Origin of the sequence: Brevibacterium sp. W7.2, assembly GCF_018137945.1 — a bacterium.
GTDB lineage: Bacteria > Actinomycetota > Actinomycetes > Actinomycetales > Brevibacteriaceae > Brevibacterium > Brevibacterium sanguinis.
In genome coordinates this window covers 1033103-1052113 of sequence record NZ_CP073089.1, presented here as the reverse complement: position 1 = coordinate 1052113, position 19011 = coordinate 1033103, and the positions used below count along the sequence as shown (strand labels likewise).

The 19011-nt window shown below is 71.2% G+C and carries 19 protein-coding genes; 6 read left to right on the top strand and 13 right to left on the bottom strand.

Annotation, left to right across the window (positions count from 1 at the left end):
• Window positions 1–45 precede the first annotated feature (45 nt).
• Together J9315_RS04575 and J9315_RS04570 are read left to right on the top strand one after the other, a co-directional pair.
• Window positions 46–1299 carry a class I SAM-dependent methyltransferase gene (locus J9315_RS04575; RefSeq protein ID WP_211978889.1) on the top strand — a complete coding sequence of 418 codons (1254 nt, stop codon included), beginning with the start codon at window positions 46–48 and terminating at the stop codon, window positions 1297–1299.
• 61 nt (window positions 1300–1360) lie between these two features.
• A complete protein-coding gene (locus tag J9315_RS04570; RefSeq protein WP_211978888.1) occupies window positions 1361–2194 on the top strand; it encodes a sulfurtransferase in 834 nt (277 codons plus the stop codon).
• On the opposite strand, the gene J9315_RS04565 is transcribed toward J9315_RS04570, so the two are convergent.
• On the bottom strand, window positions 2131–3342 hold the full coding sequence (locus tag J9315_RS04565; protein ID WP_249121028.1) for a HAMP domain-containing sensor histidine kinase: 1212 nt from the start codon (window positions 3340–3342) through the stop codon (window positions 2131–2133). The two genes, J9315_RS04570 and J9315_RS04565, sit on opposite strands and share 64 nt — an antisense overlap.
• Complete coding sequence (locus tag J9315_RS04560) at window positions 3335–4021, bottom strand: response regulator transcription factor (RefSeq protein ID WP_198499381.1); 687 nt, start codon at window positions 4019–4021, stop codon at window positions 3335–3337. The genes J9315_RS04565 and J9315_RS04560 overlap by 8 nt, the downstream gene beginning before the upstream one ends.
• Window positions 4022–4108: 87 nt before the next feature.
• On the opposite strand from J9315_RS04560, the gene J9315_RS04555 reads away from it, so the two are divergent.
• Both J9315_RS04555 and J9315_RS04550 read left to right on the top strand, forming a co-directional pair.
• Window positions 4109–4732, top strand: a complete 624-nt coding sequence (locus J9315_RS04555; protein WP_211978887.1) for a M15 family metallopeptidase — start codon at window positions 4109–4111, stop codon at window positions 4730–4732.
• Window positions 4733–4861: 129 nt separating this feature from the next.
• A complete protein-coding gene (locus J9315_RS04550) occupies window positions 4862–5908 on the top strand; it encodes an iron-siderophore ABC transporter substrate-binding protein (protein WP_211978886.1) in 1047 nt (348 codons plus the stop codon).
• 1 nt (window position 5909) lies between these two features.
• Here J9315_RS04550 and J9315_RS04545 read toward each other — a convergent pair whose 3' ends face one another.
• Complete coding sequence (locus tag J9315_RS04545; protein WP_211978885.1) at window positions 5910–7535, bottom strand: glycoside hydrolase family 3 N-terminal domain-containing protein; 1626 nt, start codon at window positions 7533–7535, stop codon at window positions 5910–5912.
• A gap of 127 nt (window positions 7536–7662) precedes the next feature.
• Here J9315_RS04545 and J9315_RS04540 point away from each other — a divergent pair, with 127 nt between their 5' ends.
• A complete protein-coding gene (locus J9315_RS04540) occupies window positions 7663–8790 on the top strand; it encodes a glutamate--cysteine ligase (RefSeq protein WP_198499385.1) in 1128 nt (375 codons plus the stop codon).
• 48 nt (window positions 8791–8838) lie between these two features.
• Here J9315_RS04540 and J9315_RS04535 read toward each other — a convergent pair whose 3' ends face one another.
• Genes J9315_RS04535 through J9315_RS04520 form a run of 4 tightly spaced genes read right to left on the bottom strand, consistent with a single transcriptional unit; the run spans window position 8839 to window position 12098 of the window.
• Window positions 8839–9423 (bottom strand): NUDIX hydrolase, encoded by a 585-nt coding sequence (locus J9315_RS04535; protein ID WP_198501026.1) that lies wholly within the window; start codon window positions 9421–9423, stop codon window positions 8839–8841.
• Window positions 9410–10489, bottom strand: coding sequence for a tRNA (adenosine(37)-N6)-threonylcarbamoyltransferase complex transferase subunit TsaD (gene tsaD / locus J9315_RS04530; protein ID WP_198499386.1), 1080 nt, complete (start codon window positions 10487–10489; stop codon window positions 9410–9412). Before tsaD ends, J9315_RS04535 begins: the two co-directional genes overlap by 14 nt.
• A complete protein-coding gene (locus J9315_RS04525; protein WP_198499387.1) occupies window positions 10486–11154 on the bottom strand; it encodes a hypothetical protein in 669 nt (222 codons plus the stop codon). Before J9315_RS04525 ends, tsaD begins: the two co-directional genes overlap by 4 nt.
• Entirely contained in the window at window positions 11151–12098 is a 948-nt protein-coding gene (locus tag J9315_RS04520; RefSeq protein WP_232623662.1) for an aldo/keto reductase, read from the bottom strand. Before J9315_RS04520 ends, J9315_RS04525 begins: the two co-directional genes overlap by 4 nt.
• 130 nt (window positions 12099–12228) lie before the next feature.
• On the opposite strand from J9315_RS04520, the gene J9315_RS04515 reads away from it, so the two are divergent.
• On the top strand, window positions 12229–12873 hold the full coding sequence (locus J9315_RS04515) for a biliverdin-producing heme oxygenase (RefSeq protein ID WP_198499388.1): 645 nt from the start codon (window positions 12229–12231) through the stop codon (window positions 12871–12873).
• Window positions 12874–12916: 43 nt separating this feature from the next.
• Here the strand turns inward: J9315_RS04515 and J9315_RS04510 are convergent, their stop codons facing one another.
• From J9315_RS04510 to J9315_RS04485, 6 genes are read right to left on the bottom strand one after another with little or no spacing between them, the layout of a single operon-like run.
• A complete protein-coding gene (locus J9315_RS04510; protein WP_198499389.1) occupies window positions 12917–13414 on the bottom strand; it encodes a GNAT family N-acetyltransferase in 498 nt (165 codons plus the stop codon).
• Window positions 13415–13420: 6 nt separating this feature from the next.
• Window positions 13421–14149, bottom strand: a complete 729-nt coding sequence (gene tsaB, locus J9315_RS04505) for a tRNA (adenosine(37)-N6)-threonylcarbamoyltransferase complex dimerization subunit type 1 TsaB (protein WP_198499390.1) — start codon at window positions 14147–14149, stop codon at window positions 13421–13423.
• Between the two features lie 12 nt (window positions 14150–14161).
• Entirely contained in the window at window positions 14162–14794 is a 633-nt protein-coding gene (gene tsaE, locus J9315_RS04500; RefSeq protein WP_198499391.1) for a tRNA (adenosine(37)-N6)-threonylcarbamoyltransferase complex ATPase subunit type 1 TsaE, read from the bottom strand.
• Window positions 14791–16029, bottom strand: a complete 1239-nt coding sequence (gene alr, locus J9315_RS04495; RefSeq protein WP_198499392.1) for an alanine racemase — start codon at window positions 16027–16029, stop codon at window positions 14791–14793. Before alr ends, tsaE begins: the two co-directional genes overlap by 4 nt.
• Complete coding sequence (locus J9315_RS04490) at window positions 16026–17546, bottom strand: bifunctional ADP-dependent NAD(P)H-hydrate dehydratase/NAD(P)H-hydrate epimerase (RefSeq protein WP_198499393.1); 1521 nt, start codon at window positions 17544–17546, stop codon at window positions 16026–16028. The genes alr and J9315_RS04490 overlap by 4 nt, the downstream gene beginning before the upstream one ends.
• 7 nt (window positions 17547–17553) lie before the next feature.
• Complete coding sequence (locus tag J9315_RS04485; RefSeq protein WP_232623663.1) at window positions 17554–18954, bottom strand: M20 family metallopeptidase; 1401 nt, start codon at window positions 18952–18954, stop codon at window positions 17554–17556.
• Between the last annotated feature and the right edge of the window lie 57 nt (window positions 18955–19011).

Genomic DNA, 19011 nt, shown 5'->3' with positions numbered 1-19011 from the left:
TCCCCCGTGACCTGCGGGTGACCCGGAAACGTTAGGCTGGCCCCCATGGATCGCACGACTCTGGCCGAACTCCTCGACGTCTCCGTCCTCGACCGTCTCGACCGGATCGATGATCTGCCCACAGGCGATCTCGCCCGCTCAGCGGCGCTGCGCAAGGAGGGGTTCTCCGCCGAGGTGACCGCGGCCCTGCTCACGCAGGCGCAGCTGCGCACGGAGGCCGTCGGCAAGCTCGGTCCTTACGCCGCGGAGATGCTCTTCACCCGTGACGGCCTCGCCCAGGCCACCCGCCTGCCCGTCGCCGCCCACCACGCGCAGCGGCTGCTCGCCGCCGGGCGGGCCGACGGCTCCGACTCCCCCGTCCGCATCGCCGACCTCGGCTGCGGGATCGGCTTCGATGCGTTCGCGTTCGCCGGCCTCGGCGCCGAGGTCCGCGCCGTCGACGCCGACGAGGTCACCGCCGCGATCGCCGCCTTCAACCTCCGTCACCTGCCCGGCGCCGAGGTCGCGCACGGGCTGGCCGAGCACGCGGAGATCGTCGGCGCCGACGCCCTGTGGTTCGATCCGGCTCGCCGCCGCGTCGGTCGCGCGAATGCCCGCGGGGCGACCGCGCGCATCGCCGACCCCGACGAATTCTCCCCGTCCCTGACCTGGGTCGTCGACCGCGCGGCGAAGGCCCATGCGGCCGGGGTCAAGCTGGGCCCCGCCCTCGACCATGACCTCATTCCCGCAGGCGCGGAGGCCCAGTGGGTCTCCCACGACGGCGACGTCGTCGAGGTCTGCCTCTACTTCGGAGCGGCCCGGCAGCGGCCCGGGCGCAGCGCGCTCGTCATGGGCGAGCGCACCCTCCTCGTCCACGAGGACGATGTGCCGGCGGCCGACGAGGACGGCATCGGCCGCCTCGGCGAGTATCTCCTCGAACCCGACGGCGCGATCGTCCGCGCGGGGCTCGTCACGGCGCTCACCGGTCCCCTGCAGGCGCGCCGGCTCAACCCGTCGATCGCCTACCTCACGACCGATGTCGCCCCGACCGGACCGGCCGCGGCAGGGGTCACCGCGTACGAGATCGTCGATGTCCTCCCGGCGAAGATCCCGAGCCTGCGCAAGGAGCTCATCGCCCGCGGCATCGGCTCGGTCGTCATCAAGAAGCGCGGCGCCGACATCGTCCCCGACCAGGTGCGACGCCAGCTCAAGCTGCCGAAGGGCGAGCGCGCCACCCTCGTCTTCACCCGCCTCGGCGACAAGCACGTCGTCCTCCTCACCCAGCCGTTCACGGCACCCGGGACTGCCCCGGAGTCCTGAGGGGACGTAGAGTCAGCAGCGGAGGCGATCGCAGGAGATCGACCCGAGCCAAGGAGATCCGATGACCCGAACCGATGTCCTCATCACCGCGCAAGAGCTCCTCACCCAGACGATGGGCCGGACCCCGCCGAGGCTGCTCGACGTCCGCTGGACCCAGCTCAAACCCGATGGCCGGGACGACTTCGCACGCGGTCACCTGCCGCACGCGCTCTACGTCGACCTCGACACCGACCTCGCCGATCACGGTCAGACCGATCCGCGCGCCGGGCGCCACCCCCTGCCGAGTCCCGAGCAGTTCCAGACCACGGTCCGGACCTGGGGCATCACCCCGGAGACGGAGGTCGTCGTCTATGACGACAACTCCGGACTCGGCGCGGCGCGAGCCTGGTGGCTGCTGCGTTGGGCGGGACTGCACGCCCGTGTCCTCGACGGCGGGATCGACGCCTGGGTCTCCGCCGGCGGCGACCTCGAATTCGGTGAGGCCGCAGCCGTCGCCCCCTCCACCGTCGTCATCACTCCCGGGTCGATGCCCGTCATCGACGCCGACACCGCCGAGTCCTGGGACGGCGTGCTCCTCGACGCCCGCGCCCCCGAGCGGTTCCGCGGGGAGACCGAACCCCTCGACGCGGTCGCCGGCCACATTCCCGGAGCGCGGAACGCCCCGGCGACGGAGAACACCGCCGACGGCTACATCCTCTCCGAGGTCGACCTCCGCGAGCGCTTCGGCGACCTCGGCGCCCTCGAGGAGTCGGTCGCCGTCTACTGCGGATCCGGGGTCACCGCGTGCCACAACGCGATGGTGCTCGCGACCCTCGGGGTCGGCTCGAGCCTCTACTCGGCGAGCTGGTCCGGCTGGTCCTCCGACCCGGGCCGCGGGATCGCCACCGGCAGCTGAGCATCCGTGCCGCGGTCCGCTATGCTCCGCCCCTGAACCGGCTGGTGGGCTGCGGGCAGGCCGACGTCGACGCGGAGTCCCCCGCCGGCCAGCGGGGTGAGGGTGAGACGGCCGCGATGGGTGGCGACGATGCGCGCGACGATCGCGAGGCCGAGGCCGACCCCTGCGTGGCTGCTGTCGCGGGTGCGCCTGCCGCCGCGCTGGAACGGTTCGGTGAGGGTCGCAACCGCTTCGGGGCTGATGACCGCTCCGGTGTTCTCGACGCTCACCCACGCCCACGGACCGGTGCCGTCCGGTGCCGGCTGCCGGCCTGTGCGCACGCGCAGCGAGCCGCCGGCCGGGAGGTTGTGGACGATGGCGTTGTGGACGAGGTTCGTCACCACCTGGGACAGCAGCACCGGCGACCCCAGCGCTGTGGCCGGCTGGGTGTCGAATTCGACGTCGATCCCCCGCGATTCGGCGAACGGCAGCAGGGTCTCCACGGCATCCTCGGCGAGGAGGGAGAGGTCGACCGGCTCGACGTCGCGGATCTCATTGCCGGCGCGGCTGAGCAGGAGGAGCGCCTCGGTGAGCGCGATCGCACGGTCGTTGACCGCGCGCAGCTGAGCGAGATCGGCGCTGTGCTCGCGGTCGGGCTCGCGCTGCGCGACATCGAGGACCGCCTGCGTGATGGCCAGCGGGGTCCGCAGCTCATGGGAGGCGTTCGCGGCGAAGCGCTGCTGTTCGGCGACGTGGGCCTCGACCCGGGTGAGCATCGCATCGAAGACGTCGGCGAGCTCCCGGATCTCATCCTGGCGCCCGCTCATCCGGATGCGGTGGGAGAACTCGCCGGCGGACACCGCCCGGGCCGCCCGGGTGATCCTCGCCAGCGGGGTGAGCATGCGGCCGGCGAGGAACCATCCTCCGGCCAGCCCGACGACGAGGAGGAACCCCAAGGTCGCCGCCGCGGCGGGGAAGAACGCCCGCTGCAGATCGGAGCGATTGGGGACGAAGCCGTCGGGGGCGCTGATCGGCACGTTGGGGACATAGCGCAGGAGGAAGATCCAGACGACGGCGAGCAGGAGGATGCCGGCGACGATGAGGAACCCGGCGTAGCTGAGCGTCAGCTGCCACCGGACGCTCAGTCCGCGGGGTCGCGGCTCAGCCACGGTCGGCCGCCTCGGCGCTCGGGTCCGCGATGCGATAGCCGACGCCGGGCACCGTCGCGATGAGCCAGGGCTCGCCGAGGCGCTTGCGCAGGGCCGAGACCGTGATCCGCACGGCATTGGTGAACGGGTCGGCGTTCTCGTCCCAGGCCTTCTCGAGCAGCTCCTCGGCGCTGACGACTCCGCCGTCGGCGCGCATGAGCACCTCGAGCACCGCGAACTGCTTGCGGGTGAGAGCGACATACCGGCCGTCACGGTAGATCTCCCGGCGGAACGGGTCGAGGCGAAGACCCGCGACCTCGAGCACCGGCGCCCGGTGCTGGGACCGGCGCCGGTCGAGGGAGCGCAGACGCAGCACGAGCTCGGCGAGTTCGAAGGGCTTCGTCAGGTAGTCGTCCGCGCCGAGGGCGAACCCCGTCGTCTTGTCGTCGAGGCGATCGGCGGCGGTGAGCATGAGGATCGGCATGCCGGTGCCGGCGGCGACGATCTGGCGGGCCACCTCGTCGCCGGAGGGTCCGGGGATGTCACGGTCGAGCACGGCGATGTCGTAGTCGTTGACCGCGAGCATCTCGAGCGCCTGGTCACCGTCGCCGGCGATGTCGGCGGCGATGGCCTCCAGGCGGAGACCGCTGCGGACGGCCTCGGCCATCTCGGGTTCGTCCTCGACGATCAGTACGCGCATAGGGATCAGCGTAATGGCCCGGATGTATCGCGAACATATCGATTTCCGCATACGCTCCGGCAACAGTCGACTGCGTTGACTGAAGGCATGACCACGAGAACCGCAGCATCCGTCCCAACCGCCACCGACCGCCTCGGCGTCTTCGCCGTGGCCGTCGGACTCGCCGTCCTGCTCGTCGCCGCCCTCGCCGGCTGCGCGGTGCAGGCGGAGTCCCAGACCGGCGAGGCGGGAGTCGGGGCGTCGATCGACGCGAACGTCCGCGACACCGACAACGGCGCCCTGCCCGACGACGCCCGCATCACCGACACCGAACTGCCGGGCATCTCCGGGCTCGACGCCGATCTGCGCACAGCGGTGACCGCGGCCGCCGAGTCCGCGCGCCTCGACGGCGTGACGTTCACCGTCAACAGCGGGCGGCGATCGGCGGCCTACCAGGCCGGTCTGCTCGACGACGCCGTCTCCACCTACGGGTCGAAGGCCGAAGCCGCACGGTGGGTCGCCACCCCCGAGACCTCGCCGCACGTGTCCGGAGATGCCGTCGACATCGGCCCGATGGACGCCTCGAGCTGGCTCTCCCAGCACGGCGCCGACTTCGGGCTGTGCCAGATCTACGGCAACGAGGCGTGGCACTACGAGCTCCGGCCGGAGGCGCAGACCGACGGCTGCCCGCAGCAGTACGCCGACCCCACCGAGGACCCCCGGATGCGGTGATTCCGCGGTGCGGTGAGGGGCAGGGTGTGCGGCTCGTCTCATTCATCGATGCGCAGGGCCATCCGTCCCGCAGCTGAGGCTAGGCTAATCTTGCACGCCGATTCCCTGAGGACGAAAGAGGACTGCTCCGTGCCCGAGACCCTGCCATCCGGCTCCCTGCCCACCGGCTCCCGTCCCGACAGCGCCCGCCGTTGCCCGACGCGATCGGGTCGGCTCTCAGCCGTGCGCGGCAGCCTCGCGCTGTCGGCCGCCGTGCTCACGGTCAGTGTCCTCAGCGGGTGCGGCACCGACGCGGAGACAGCGGGGGCCGCCTCGGCGGACACCTACTCCGTGAAGACCGAGCTCGGCACCTTCGAGGCCCCGACCGACTACGAACGGGTCGTCGTCACGTCGACGGCGCTCCTCGACTCGAGCGTCGCAGCCGGAGTCACGCCCGTCGGCTCGCCGATGTCGTTCGCGGGACTGCCCGACTACGTCGGCCTCGACGACGACTCGGTCACGCGCATCGGAGACTCCGACGAGGAGATCGACCTCGAGTTCGTGGCCGCGCTCGAACCCGACCTCATCCTCATGAACGCCTCGGGCGGTGCCGGCCTCGACGACACGATGTTCGACGAGTACTCCGACATCGCACCGACGGTGCCCGTCGTCGTCGGCGAGCAGGACCCCAAGGGCCTTGCCGCCCAGGTCGGGGCCGCACTCGACCGCACCGCGGAGATGGATGAGGCCGCCCGGGCCTACGAGTCCCGCGCCGCCGACCTCAAGGCGCAGCTCGCCGACGATCCCGAAGCGGCCAAGCCGGTCTCGCAGGTGCGCCTGCGACCCGACGAGGTGCGCGTGATGATGGAGGAGACGAACGCCGGGGTTGCGATGACCGACGCCGGACTGACGTTCGCTCCGCCGGCCGAGGGCACGAGCGTCGGCGAGGGCGGCTACGTCGAGACGAGCCTCGAGCTGCTGCCGGGCAGCCTCGGCGACCACATCTTCGTCTACAGCACCGAGGAGGGCGTCGTCGATGAGGTCGCGGCCTCACCGATCTGGCAGGCCATCCCCGCAGTCGAGGCCGGCAATGTCCACCCCGTCGACTTCGAGGCGTGGATGCGCGGGCAGGGCTACCTCGCGCTGGGCACCGTCCTCGACGACATCGCCGCCGCGTACGGCAAGCAGCTCGACTGACTCACCCACTGCACGACGGCGCTGCGTCGCTGCCGTCGTAGTTGACCGGCAGCGATCCTGTGGCGGTGAGGTCGCCCTTGAGCCACTTCGCGACCGCCTCGAGCGCGTAGGGATTGGAATCGTAGGCGGTCACCGCGGTCTTCGCCGTGGTGCTGCGCATCGTCCACGGGGCAGCGGTGCCGACGGCCACCTCGGCGGAGGTCTTCGGACTCAGACTCACCGTCGTCCCACCGGAGCCGACGGTCAGCCCCGCGGACTCGGCCGCCTTGCCCAGGGCGGCCTTCTCCTTCTCGCTGCCGCCGACGATCGAGATCGACTCGGTGCCCGCGAACTCGCAGTCGCCCTTGAGCACGGTCAGCGACTTCTCGGCGACCTCGGTGAGCACGGCCTCGGGATCCTCAGCGCCGGCGTCAGACCCCGCAACGCCCTTCTGCGTCTCCGCGGTGGCCAGCTGCATCGCAACGACCCGGCGGGACTTCTCGACGAGGTCGTCCTTCGTCAGCGTCCCATCCCCCAGCGCCGCGACGATCGCCTTCTGTGCGGCTGCGGCGTCCGGGGGCATGAGCGCGAGGTCGGCGCCGGCCTTGAGCGCGGTCACGGTCTCCCCGCCGTTCTCGTTCTGGGGCACGGCCTCCATGTTGAGCGCATCGGTGATCGCGACCCCGTCGAAGCCGAGCTTGTCGCGCATCGCCGCGTAGGCGTCCGGGTTGAGGCTCGCCGGGGTCGTCTTCGCGTCCGGCAGCCCGATGTGGCCCATCATCACGAGCGGCACCCCGGCCTCGACCGCGGACTTGAAGGGCAGCAGGTCCGTGCTCTCGAGCTCGTCGATCGACTTCTCCGACACCGGCAGGCTCTCATGCGAGTCGACGGTGAGGCGACCGTGGCCGGGGAAGTGCTTCGCGGAGCTCGCGACCCCACCCGCTTCGTAGCCGTCGACGGCCTGGGCGACCACCTCGGCGACGGCCTTGGGGTCGCTGCCGGCCGAGCGCACGTTGATCGCGACGTCCTCGGGTCCGACCGTGACATCGGAGTCGGGGGCGAAGTCGATCGTGAAGCCGAGGTCGGTGAGGTTGCGCGCCTGCACCGTCGTCGCCGTCGTCGTCAGCTGCCCGTCCCCGGTGGCGGCAAGCGCCATGAGCGGCGGGAACGGCAGCGCCGCGGTGCTCAGGCGCGAGACCGGGCCGCCTTCCTGATCGACGCCGATCGACACCGGCTGGCCCGTGGTCCGCGCGCCGGCGATGTCCTTGGTCAGGGCGCTCACCTCGTCGGCCGTGGGGGTCTCCGTGAGGTTGTCGGCCATGACGATGACCCCGCCGAGGCTGTTCTGCCTGACCATGTCGACCGCGCCCTGGGAGCCCGCTCCGGCCCAGGTGCCGATGATGAGGGACCCGGCGAGCTGCTCGTCGGAGAAGGAGTCGACGATCTCGGCGGCCTCGTCGGCGAAGTCCTCAGGCTGGGCCGGGGGCGCGCTCGTCGGCGCGCTCGTGGGGGCGGCCGAGCTCGCCCCCGCCTCGGCGCTCGAGGGATCCGTCGTGGCATCCGTTTCCCCCGCGCTGCCGCCGGAACAGCCGGCGAGGACAAGGGTGAGTGCCGCGGTCAGTGCCGTGAGGGTGAGACGTGTTGGCATGCTCCCATGCTAGTGGGCGCACCTGAACCCGGTCCGCGCGCTCGGCCGGCGGGTGGGAGACCGATCTCATGCCCGTGTGGGCAAGACGGCGTCTCGAGTCGGGGACGCGCGCCACTATGATCGATCCATGGTCGATTTCGCACGTTCACCCCGTTCCACCCTCGGTGTCGAATGGGAACTGGCTCTCCTCGACGGGGAGAGTCTCGATCTCACCCCCGCAGCGGAGAGCCTGCTGGCCGATGTCGCCGACCGCGCACCCGCATTCGAGAAGCGGATCGTCGGCGAGATGCTGACGAACACGATCGAGCTCGTCACCGATGTGCAGACGACGGTGTCCGGTGTCGCCGAGGACCTCGCGACCTCGATGGGCGCGCTGCGGACGCTGACGGAGGATCGCGGCATCGAGCTGATGTCGGCGGGCACCCACCCGTTCGCCCAGTGGCAGACGCAGGAGGTGCGGGCGAAGGACCGGTACCTCGAACTCGTCGACCGCACGCAGTGGTGGGGTCGGAACATGCTGATCTTCGGCGTCCACGTCCACGTCGGCGTCGATTCGCGCGACAAGGTCCTGCCGATCATCAACGCGCTCCTCGCCTACGTCCCCCACCTGCAGGCGCTCAGCGCCTCCTCCCCGTTCTGGGGCGGGACGGACACCGGGTACGCGTCGAATCGGGCGATGATGTTCCAGCAGCTGCCGACGGCCGGTCTGCCGTTCCAGTTCGATTCGTGGGCGGCGTATGAGAAGTACGTCGACGACATGCTCACGACCGGCATCATCGACCATCTCAACGAGATCCGCTGGGACATCCGGCCCGCGCCGAACTGGGGCACCGTCGAGGTGCGGGTGTGCGACGGGCTGCCGACGCTCGAGGAGATCACCGCGATGACCGCGTTCATCCAGTGCCTCATCGACGACTTCTCCGCCCGCCTCGACGCCGGAGAGACCCTGCCGACGATGCCCGACTGGTTCCACGACGAGAACAAGTGGCGGGCGGCGCGGTACGGGATGGACGCGATCATCATCGAGAACGCGCAAGCCGATGAGCGGCTCGTCACCGAGTGCATCGCCGACGAGCTCGTCCGTCTGGCGCCGGTGGCCGAGAGGCTCGGATGCGCGCGCGAGCTCGCCTCGATCAGCGATCTCATGGCGCGCGGGGTGCCCTACCAGCGCCTGCAGGACGTGTTCCACACGACCGGATCGCTCACCGAAGTGACGCGCTCGCTCATCCGGGATCTGCGCACCTCGTACGTGTGAGGCGCGGGGCCTGCTCGCGGGCCGGGGCTGCCTAGAGGTGCGGGCTGCCTAGAGGTGCGGGGCGAGGAGCTCTTCGAGTTCCGGCAGGCTCGCCTCCACCCCCGGGTGGAGATCGAGGTCGCGGAGTTCGTCGAGCGGCACCCAGCGCAGCTCGATGCTCTCAGGATCGTTGATCACCGGCTCGAGGTGCCGCAGGGTCTTCGCGATGACCGTCGTGTACGACCATGTGCCGAGGTTGAGGACATGGCAGTCGACGATCGTGAAGTCGTTGCCCTCGGGATCGGGCACACCCGCCTCCTCGTGGGATTCGCGGATCGCGGCATCGATCGCCGACTCCCCCATGTCGCGGGCCCCGCCGGGGAATCCCCACGTGCCGCCGGCCACCGACCACAGCGCCCGGTGCTGCATGAGCACTCCGCGATCGGGGTCGATGAGCATGAGTCCGGCCGCGCCGTTGAGACCCCAGTGCTTCTCTCCGTCGGAGCCGACGGTCCACCCGTCACCCGAGCGCCGAGGCGGCAGGGAGTCGGGCAGGCGCTCTGACCGGGCGGGCGAGGAGGCCTCACCGGAGTGGTTCGCGGTCGCGTCTTCCGGGGCCTCGTCAGAGCGTCGGGCTCCGTCAGACGAGGACATCATCGACATCCAACGACGAGACCGCGGCCAAGCCGAGATCGCTCGGGGCGGCACCGCGGGAGACGAGTTCCGCACCGAGTGCGGCGACCATCGCCCCGTTGTCGGTGCAGAGGCTGAGCGGAGGCACCCTCAGTGTCACACCCGCCTCGGCGCAGCGGGCGGCCAGCACCTCGCGCAGGTGCGCGTTCGCCGCCACCCCGCCCCCGAGGACGACGTGGTCGATGCCCGTGTCAGAGGCGGCGAGTAGGGTCTTCGTCACGAGGACGTCGACGACGGCGTCTTCGAACCCGGCGGCGATGTCGGCCACCCTCAGGTCGCTGCCGAGTGCCTCAGCCTTCGTCACCTCACGCAGGGCCGCAGTCTTGAGCCCGGAGAAGGAGAAGTTGAACCGACGCTCGGGATCGCGCAGATCGTCCTTCTTCGCAAGCCCGCGCGGGAACCGCACCGCCGTGCGGTCACCGGGCACACCCGTGCCGTCGAGGAGGCCGAGCGCGGCCTTCGAGATGTTCGGGCCCCCGGGGTAGCTCAGCCCGAGCAGCCGAGCAGTCTTGTCGAACGCCTCACCGGCGGCATCGTCGATCGTCGCCCCGAGGAGCTCGATGTCGTCGACGATGTCGCCGATGCGGAGGATCTCCGTGTGCCCGCCCGAGACGAGCAGGGCGATCGTCGGCGTCCGCAGACCGTCGATGTCGTCGGCGACGAGGTCGACGGCGACGTGGGCGGCGAGATGGTTGACGCCGTAGAGCGGCAGCCCAAGCGCCGTGGCCAGTCCCTTCGCGGCGCCCACGCCGACCATGAGCGCCCCGGACAGTCCGGGTCCTGCGGTCACCGCGATCGCGTCGAGATCGCCGAGGGCGACCCCGGCCTCATCGCACGCGGCGACGATCGCGGGACCGATCGCCTGGACGTGGGCGCGGGAGGCGACCTCGGGGACGACTCCGCCGAACCGGATATGGTCGTCCATCGACGACGACACCGTGTTCGTCAGCAGCGTGCGCCCGCGCACGATGCCGACCCCGGTCTCGTCGCACGAGGATTCGATGCCGAGGACGAGGGGGTCGCTCATCGGCTCTCCGTACCGCGGTGCGGCTCGCCGACGCGGGCGTCCTCCGGTTCAGCGGTCCCGAGATCGTCGAGATCCGGATCGCCGAGGTCGTCCTCAGCGGCGTCATCGACCTCGAGTTCGAGGTCGGCGTACGTGCGCAGCAGGTCGTCGTCGTCGGCCTCAGGCGCCTCGACGCCGAGGCTGCGGGCGAACATCCGCAGGTGCGTGTCCCACATCGGACCGAAGTCGGCGGCCTTCTGGCGGGCCGCCTCGGCGTCGGTGGCCGACTGGGTGAACACGAGGACGGTGCCGTCGGTCTCATCCGCGGCAGCCACGGTCGCCGCCTCCGGACCCAGCGACGGGTCAGCAGACGCGGCGGCGGCATCGACCGCGACGGGCAGCAGCTGGATGCCGAGGACGCCGAATTCGACGAACTCGACGAGGACGTGCTCCTCGTCCTCGCAGCTGAGGATCTCCCCGACGAGTTCGGTCTGCCCGAGTTCGGAGACGCCGAGGTCGAAGGACACGGAGTCGCCGTCGACGGTGAAGGGAGCGAACCAGTCACCGGCGCGCTCCCCGTCGGTCAGGCGTGCCCACGCCGCCGCCGGCGTCACCGTCAGCGGCAGCTCGATGACGAGGTCGGTGCCGTTCTCCCAGGTCACAAGGCGCGGATCGGGCGCGATCATGCGTCGGCCCACGCGTCGTCGAGCTGCGCGATCTCGGCATCGGTGAGGGTGAGCTCGGTGCCGGCGAGGAGCTCGGTGAGCTGCTCGGGCACCCGCGCCGAGGCGATCGTCGAGGGAATGAAGTCATGGCTGAGCTGCCAGGCGATCGCGGTCGCGGTCATCGACGCATCGTGGGAGGCGGCGACATCGTGGAGGACTTCGAGGGCGCGGAGGGCGTTCTGGTCATCGAGGAGGTCTCCGACCCGTTCACCGCGGACGCTGCCGGTGGCGTCTCCGCCGGTGTGCTTGCCGGTGAGGAAGCCCGAGGCCAGCGAGTGGTAGGGCAGTTCGGCGATGCCGCGGCTGCGGAGGTACTCCTGCTTGTCGGCATCGACGGCGGCCCGGGAGACGAGGTTGAACTTGTCCTGGACGACCCGGTAGTGCGCGAGCGAGTACTTCTCGCTGATCTTCATCGCCGACTTCAGCCGGTCGAGGGAGAAGTTCGAGGCGCCGAGGTAGCTGACCTTGCCCGAGCGGACGAGCGCGTCGAACGTCTCCGCGACGGCGACCTGGTCGACCTTCTCGTCATCGATGTGCGCGTAGTAGAGGTCGACGCGGTCCGTGCCGAGCCGACGCAGTGAGGCATCGAGGGCCTCACGGATGTTGACCGGGTCGAGCCCCTTCTGCTTCGGGAGCATGCCGACCTTCGTCGCGATGACCATCTCGTCGCGGTTGCCGCGGGCGGCCATCCATTCGCCGATGATCGTCTCCGACTCCCCACCCGAGTTGCCCTCGACCCAGACCGAGTAGGCATCGGCGGTGTCGATGAAATTGCCTCCCGCCTCGGCGTAGGCATCGAGGACGGCGAAGCTCTCGTCCCGATCAGCGCCCCACCCGAACGGATTGCCGCCCAGCTGCAGGGGGTGAACCATGAGATTCGTGTCTGCCAGTTGCACTCGTGTCATGCCTCCACCCTACTCGCCGAGGCGGTCCTCCGTCCTCAGGTCGGGTTGAGGATGGAGGCGGTGCGAACCCAGCGCTCACGGAGCCTGCCGCGATAGACTCTGTCCACCCGGCGACATCAGAGGAGCAGCCATGACCGACCCGTTCTCCGCTCGTCTCAAGGGCAGCACGGCGACGATCCACGACGAGGTCGAGCACACGGACTTCATGGTCGAGCTCATGGAGGGCCGGCTCGATGCGGTCGCATACGCGACGCTGCTCACGCAGTACGAGGTCATCTACGCAGCCCTCGAGGCACGGGCCCGTGACTTCGCCGCCGATCCGGTGTTCGCCCCGTTCCACGACCCCCGGCTCGAGCGCTCCGCGCGGATCAGCGCCGACCTCGCCGCCCTCGATCGCGTCGACGGCATCGACGTCTCCGGGATCGCGGTGACGACGAGTGCCCGGGCCTATGCCGATCATCTCGCCGCCCTCGGCACCCCCGAGCAGATGATCGCGCACCATTACACCCGCTACCTCGGCGATCTCTCCGGCGGACAGGCGATCGGCACCCTCATGGGCAGGCATTACGGCCTTCCCGAGGAGGCGCTGACGATGTGGGACTTCACCGCACTGGGCAAGGGAAAACCGTACAAGGACGCCTATCGCGGTCGTCTCGACGAGGTCGCGGCGACCGACGGCGACGAAGAGGCCGTCATCGCCGAGACGCTGCGGGCCTTCGACCTCAACGGGGCGCTGCTCTCCGAGCTCACCGACCGGTCCGCGCCGGTCGCGTAAGACCCGCGTCAGGCCGCGGGCTCATTCGCTCGAGGCGACGTCGCTAGCGCAGGCTACGGCGCATGAGGATCGCGTCGGCGCCCGGATAGTAGTCGGGGCGCCTGCCCCATTCCTCGAAGCCGAGCGACCGATAGAGACCGAGCGCCGCGTCATTGCCGTCGGCGACCTCGAGGTGGACGACCTCGGCACCCTGACGGGCCGCCCAGTCGAGCCCAGCGGCGAGGAGACTGCGACCGACCCCGCGTCCGCGGGCCGCCTCGGTAGTCGCGATCGTCATGACATCGGCTTCCGCGCCGATCGCCGACATGACCACCCAGCCCGCGAGCTCTCCAGAAGACGCATGATCGGGAGGCCCACCGGTCACCGTCTCGTCCTCCCCGACCTCCGGGAGACGCGCGGCGAACATCGCCGTGCCCTGTTGGGCCCGCACCGCCCAGTAGTACTGGACGGTCCAGGCGGTGGGGCCGAAGATGCGCGCATCGGCCTCGGCCACCTCGGCGAGGTCCCACCAGGGAAGGTCGGCGATCTGCACGGGGAGCATCGACGGCTACTTGAGCGTGCTCTGGCGCACGGGCGTCGCAGCGGCATCGGGCTCGCGGAGGTATTCGGGGACCGGTTCGCCGAGCTCCCGGCCCGCCGCGAGCTCACGGGCGGCGGCGAAGGCGAGGAACTCGGCCCGCGGGTCGACGATGTCGGATCGGGTCGAGGCGCCGAGGAGGTCGGAGTAGAGGGCGAAGCCGCGCCCGAGACGCTCGCCGACCGCCGCGTCGTCGACGCCGAGGGCGGTCAACTCCGCGGCGAGGTCGGCGGGTTTCGCGACGAGGGGACCGGCGACGAGTTCGGCGGCGGGCGAGTACACGCTCGCGTAGACCTCCTTGCGGCGCGCGTCCCCGGCGATGAGGACGAGTCCCGAGTCACCGCCGATGAAGCCCGACGTGCCGGTGTCACCAGCATCGGGAGGCACGAGCAGCCGGCGGAACTCCTCGGCGATCGCCGCCTGCGAATGGAGGCCGTGAACGGGGATGCCGCGCGCGAGACCGACGGCGATGCCCGCGGCGATGCCGACCCGCAGACCGGTGAACGGCCCCGGCCCGGTGCCGGTGACGACGAGGTCGGGCACCGCGGGATGGGCGAGCACGCGCTCGAGCGCCGGTCCGATGAACTCGACGTGTCGGCGCTGGTCATCGGCCTGTTCCGCCGCGAGCACCTCCCCCGAGTCGGTGTCGACGAGCGCCACCGAGGCGGCCTGTGAGGTGTCGATTCCGAGAATGATCATGCGTGGTCCTCCTTACGACCCGTCGTCCCCGGGAGCATCGGCGACGTCGAATCCGGCGGTGCGGATCGCCGTGGCGAGGCCACCGAGGCGGCGCTCCCATCCGGGCCCGTGGCCGACGACGTCGACGGTGCGGTTCTCATCGACGAGGTAGTCGTCATCGGCGGGATCGTCGAGGTCGAAGTCGCCGGTCGCCTCGGCGCTGCCTGAGTCAGCGCTGCCCGCCCCGGCGTCCAACGAATCAGGGTCGTCCGCATCGGCGGTGCCGGGATGGGTGATCGTGAGATCGAGATAGTCGGCGCTCAGCTGCTCGGCCAGTCCCTCGCCCCACTCGACGACGGTCACCGACTCCTCGAGCTCCGAGTCGAGGTCGAGGTCGGAGAGCTCCTCGGCGGCACCGAGGCGGTAGGCATCGACGTGGACGAGCGCGGGCCCGCCGTGGGTCGACGGGTGCTCGCGCGCGATGACGAACGTCGGCGAGGTGATCCGCCCCGCGACTCCGAGGCCGGCGCCGAGGGACTGCGTGAACGTCGTCTTCCCCGCCCCGAGATCGCCGGTGAGGATGAGCAGGTCACCGGCGCGCAGCTGCCCGGCGACCGCCTCGGCGAGGGCGCGCATCCGCTCCAGGGAGGTGACGCGGATCCTCATGCCGCCCCCTCACGCCCGCCGGCGACGATGTCGACGCCGCTGCCGTCGACGTCGACATCGGCTCGGGTGACGTCGACGCCGAGGCGGTCGACGCGGGCGCTGATGCGCGTGACGATCTCGTAGTTGATCGTGTCCGCCCACGCACCCCACTCGTCGGCGCTCGGGCCGTCGGGGCCGAAGATGACGACCTCGTCGCCGACAGCCACCTCGGCGTCGCCGACGTCGACGATGAACTGGTCCATGGCGATGCGCCCGATGACGGGGAAGCGCTGCCCGCGGATCGTCACCGCGGCGCGGTTCGACGCCGACCGCGGCAGACCGTCGCCGTACCCGCCGGGGACGAGAGCGAACCGCGTGTCGGTCTCCGCGGTGTAGGTCAGCCCGTAGGAGGCCCCGTGACCTGCGGGGATGTCTTTGACGTTGACGACCTCCGAGACGAGGCGCATGACCGGGGTGAGCCCGAGATCCCGAGCCGACCGGTCCTCGAGCGGGGAGAGCCCGTAGAGGGCGAGCCCGACCCGGGCCGCGGTGCCGGGCACGGGCCGGAGGGTGAGCGCGGCCGGAGAGTTCGCGATGTGGATGTCGAGATCGTCGACTTCGCCGAGGCGACCGCCGGCGGCGTCGAGGACGGCGACGAGGTCGTCGCGCACGGCGTCGAAGACCTGCTGCTGCTGCGCGGTTTCGGGGCGGTCGGGTTCGTCGGCGACGGCGAAGTGGCTCATGACCCCGGCGACGACGAGGCGGGGGCGGTCCGCGGCGGCGCAGTCCCTGAGCTTCGCGAGCACGGCGGCGACATCGTCGGGCGTCAGCCCGTTGCGTCCGAGCCCGCTGTCGATCTTGAGGTGGATCCGCGCGGTCGTGCCCGTCCGCTCGGTCGCCTCGAGGATCCGGTCGAGGGCCCCGAGCGTGGACACACCGAGGGCGATGTCGGCGTGCAGCGGGGCGTCGAGGTCGGACTCGGGACCGTAGAGCCAGGCCATGATGTCCGCATCGGGACCGAGGAGGTCGCGCAGATGCAGCGCCTCGTCGAGGGTGGCGACGCAGAACTCCCGGTGTCCGGCGGCGTGGAGGGCGGTCGCGACGATGTCGACGCCGTGCCCATACGCATTGGCCTTGACGACGCATTTGAGTCTGGCCGGCGCGATTCCCGCAGCGAGGACGGCGGCATTGGCGCGCAGGGCGGCCGCATCGATCTCAGCTCTGACGACAGAGCCCTGGGATTCGCGAGAAGTCACTGGACAAGGATACCGTCCCCGTGGACGAGGGCGGTCGTCACCGTGCCGGTCGCGGTGACGAGCTGTTCGGCGTTGATCGACAGCTCCCCGGCCGCATTGTGGAGCAGCACGCCGAGGCCGGCCGTGTGCGCGGCGGCGCGCGCAGGCATCGGTCCGTCCTCGCCACGGGTACGCCGCTCGGCCTGCGCCGCGGCGAGCAGGGTGCCGATGATGCCGGTGAGGACGTCGCCGGACCCGGCCGTCGCGAGGCTCGCCGGCCCCGGCGACGGGAGCACCGCGAAGCCGTCGGGACACGCGATGACCGTCTGCGCGCCTTTGAGGAGGACGACGTGCCCGGTCACCGCTGCGGCCTTCCGCGCCCAGTGCAGGGGGTCCGCCGCGACCCGTCGGGAGGTGATGATCTCGCCGAGGAGGCGGCTGAGGAGGCGGGAGAGCTCACCGGCGTGCGGCGTGAGGACGACCGGTCGGTTCGCATCGGGCTCGTCGTGTCCGACGAGGTCGAGGGCTCCGGCGTCGAGGACGAGCGGCACCGTCGTCTCGGCGATCGCGCCGAGCGCGGCCTCGACGAACCCCTGCTCGGGATCCCCCGACCCGACGACGAGGGCATCGATGCGACCGGCGGCGAGGACCACCTCGGCGTGCCGGTCGAGGATCCGATCCCCGACCTCGCCGTCGCCGAGGTAGCGGACCATACCGGCCGCCGTGTTCACCGCCGCACCCGAGGTGAGCACGCCCGCGCCCGGGTACATCGCGGACCCCGCGACGACGCCGAGGACCCCACGGGAGTACTTGTGATCGGCGGCGACGGGGCGGGGGAACTCGGCGATGAGGTCGCCGATGTCGAGGACCTCGGCGACCGCCTCGGCGGGGTCGAGATCGAGCCCGATGTCGACGACATCGACGGCCCCGGTGAAGGCGGCGGCCCGGGGGTCGACGAGATCGGCCTTGAGACCGCCGAACGTCAGCGTGGCATCGGCGTGGATGCGGGAATCGGGCGCGGAGTCGGCAGAGGTGTCGAGGTCGGAGGGGACGTCGACGGCGATGACCGAGCCGGTCGGGTCGCCGGCCCGCCAGTTGCGGATGAGCGCGGTGACGGAGTCCGGCAGTCCGCGGCGGCCGCCCGTGCCGAGGATGCCGTCGAGGACGAGGTCGGCGCGATCGAGTGCCGTGAGCGCCTCCGCGTGGGCGGTCTCACCGGCGGCGAGGACAGCTGCTCCCGCACGCTGTGCGGCGGTCAGTCCCTCGGCATGGGTGCGGTCGAAGAGGGTGATGACATCGACGAGGGCACCGCGGCGGGCCAGGGAGGCGGCGGCGAAGAGCGCGTCGCCGGCGTTGTTGCCGGGGCCGGCGAGCACGCACACCCGCGATCCGGCGATCTGTCCGCGCGTCGAGCGCAGGGTCTGCGCGGCATACCGAGCGAGAGCACCGGCGGCCCGCGCCATGAGCGGGACGCCTGCCTCGAGGAGGGGCACCTCGGCGTCCCTGATCACCTGACTCGGATACGCGAACGTGCTCATCGTCGACTCACTCCCCCGCCAGCTGCTTGAGCTTCCGCCCGGCGAGGTGGGCGAGGAAGAGCGCCTGGTCGGCCAGGCCCTCGTCGCTGTGCCGGGCACGCGGTGAGTGGTTGGCTTCGCGCTCGGCGACGGGCAGGGTGGGCAGGGCGACGCCGAAGTGCCCGTAGGCGCCGGGCACCTCGGCGAGCACACGGGAGAAGTCCTCGGACCCCGGCAGCGGGTTCGCCCTGGTGACGGTACGGTCGGCGCCGAAGAGGTCGGCGAAGGTCGCGAGGAAGAAGTCCGCCTCGGCGTCGTCGTTGATCGTCGGCGGGAGGATCCGCTCGTAGTCGACGTCGGCTTCGAGCCCGTGCGCAGCGACGAGCGTGGTGACGAGGTGGGGCAGCTCCGCCTCGGCGCGGGTCGTCACCTCGTCGGAGAACGTGCGCACGCTGACGACGAGGGTGGCGTAGTCGGGGATGACGTTGGGGGCGGTGCCGCCGTTGAACTGGCCGACGGTGACGACTATGGGGTCGAAGATGTCGAAGCGGCGGGTGACGTACTCCTGGAGCTGGCCGACGAGCATCGCCCCGACTTCGATGGGATCGCGGCCGCTGGCCGGGCGGGAGGCGTGCGTGCCCAATCCGCGGACGGTGATCGTCATCTTCGCGAACGCGGCCATGTACGACCCTCGCCGGGAGGAGCCGACGCCGAGGTCCTGATCAGCGGAGACGTGGATGCCGTAGGCGGCTCTGACCCGCGGTCCGGCCGCGTCGAGGACGCCTTCGTCGAGCATCCGCCCGGCACCGTCGTAGCCCTCTTCGCCGGGTTGGAACATGACGACGACGTCGCCGGGCAGCTCGGCGCGCGTGTCGTGGAGGAGGCGCAGCGCCCCGACGAGTCCGGCGGTGTGGAGGTCGTGGCCGCACGCGTGCATGTTCCCGTTCGTCGCGGCGAAGTCGAAGCCGGTCGCCTCGGTGATGGGGAGGGCGTCCATGTCACCGCGGAGGAGGACCGCGGGCACGACGCCGGTCGAGTCCGCGGTGCGCTTGCCGCCGCGGAGGACGGCGACGAAGGAGGACAGCGCGTGGCCCGCGGTGAGCTCGACGTCGAGATCGGCGATGGCGTCCCTGACGAGGGCCTGCGTCGCGGGCAGGTCGAGGCCGACCTCCGGATTCGCGTGGAGGGCCCGGCGCAGGGCGACGAGGTCGCCGGCGATGGCCGCGGCGTCGGCGGGGGTGGGGAGGCCGGCTGCGGCTGTGTCCGAGAGGGGCTCCGCCGAGGTGTTCGGGAAGGCCGCCGAGGTGGTGGACGCGGGGGTGTCCGGGAAGGCCGCCGCGGGGGTGGACGCGGCGGAGGAGTCGGCGGACGCGGCTTCGGTGGCGGACGCAGGGGATTCGGGGTCGCGGGAGTCGGCGGCGGAGGTCATGGGATGAGTCTATTCCTCCCCGCGGCGAGCTCCGGGACCGATTTCAAGGACGCAGAG

Coding starts and splice junctions, on each gene's coding strand:
- J9315_RS04575 (WP_211978889.1), top strand. CDS start 46: ATGGATCGCACGACTCTGGCCGAACTCCTCGACGTCTCCGTCCTCGAC.
- J9315_RS04570 (WP_211978888.1), top strand. CDS start 1,361: ATGACCCGAACCGATGTCCTCATCACCGCGCAAGAGCTCCTCACCCAG.
- J9315_RS04560 (WP_198499381.1), bottom strand. CDS start 4,021: ATGCGCGTACTGATCGTCGAGGACGAACCCGAGATGGCCGAGGCCGTC.
- J9315_RS04555 (WP_211978887.1), top strand. CDS start 4,109: ATGACCACGAGAACCGCAGCATCCGTCCCAACCGCCACCGACCGCCTC.
- J9315_RS04545 (WP_211978885.1), bottom strand. CDS start 7,535: ATGCCAACACGTCTCACCCTCACGGCACTGACCGCGGCACTCACCCTT.
- J9315_RS04540 (WP_198499385.1), top strand. CDS start 7,663: ATGGTCGATTTCGCACGTTCACCCCGTTCCACCCTCGGTGTCGAATGG.
- J9315_RS04535 (WP_198501026.1), bottom strand. CDS start 9,423: ATGTCCTCGTCTGACGGAGCCCGACGCTCTGACGAGGCCCCGGAAGAC.
- tsaD (WP_198499386.1), bottom strand. CDS start 10,489: ATGAGCGACCCCCTCGTCCTCGGCATCGAATCCTCGTGCGACGAGACC.
- J9315_RS04525 (WP_198499387.1), bottom strand. CDS start 11,154: ATGATCGCGCCCGATCCGCGCCTTGTGACCTGGGAGAACGGCACCGAC.
- J9315_RS04520 (WP_232623662.1), bottom strand. CDS start 12,098: ATGACACGAGTGCAACTGGCAGACACGAATCTCATGGTTCACCCCCTG.
- J9315_RS04515 (WP_198499388.1), top strand. CDS start 12,229: ATGACCGACCCGTTCTCCGCTCGTCTCAAGGGCAGCACGGCGACGATC.
- J9315_RS04510 (WP_198499389.1), bottom strand. CDS start 13,414: ATGCTCCCCGTGCAGATCGCCGACCTTCCCTGGTGGGACCTCGCCGAG.
- tsaB (WP_198499390.1), bottom strand. CDS start 14,149: ATGATCATTCTCGGAATCGACACCTCACAGGCCGCCTCGGTGGCGCTC.
- tsaE (WP_198499391.1), bottom strand. CDS start 14,794: ATGAGGATCCGCGTCACCTCCCTGGAGCGGATGCGCGCCCTCGCCGAG.
- J9315_RS04490 (WP_198499393.1), bottom strand. CDS start 17,546: ATGAGCACGTTCGCGTATCCGAGTCAGGTGATCAGGGACGCCGAGGTG.
- J9315_RS04485 (WP_232623663.1), bottom strand. CDS start 18,954: ATGACCTCCGCCGCCGACTCCCGCGACCCCGAATCCCCTGCGTCCGCC.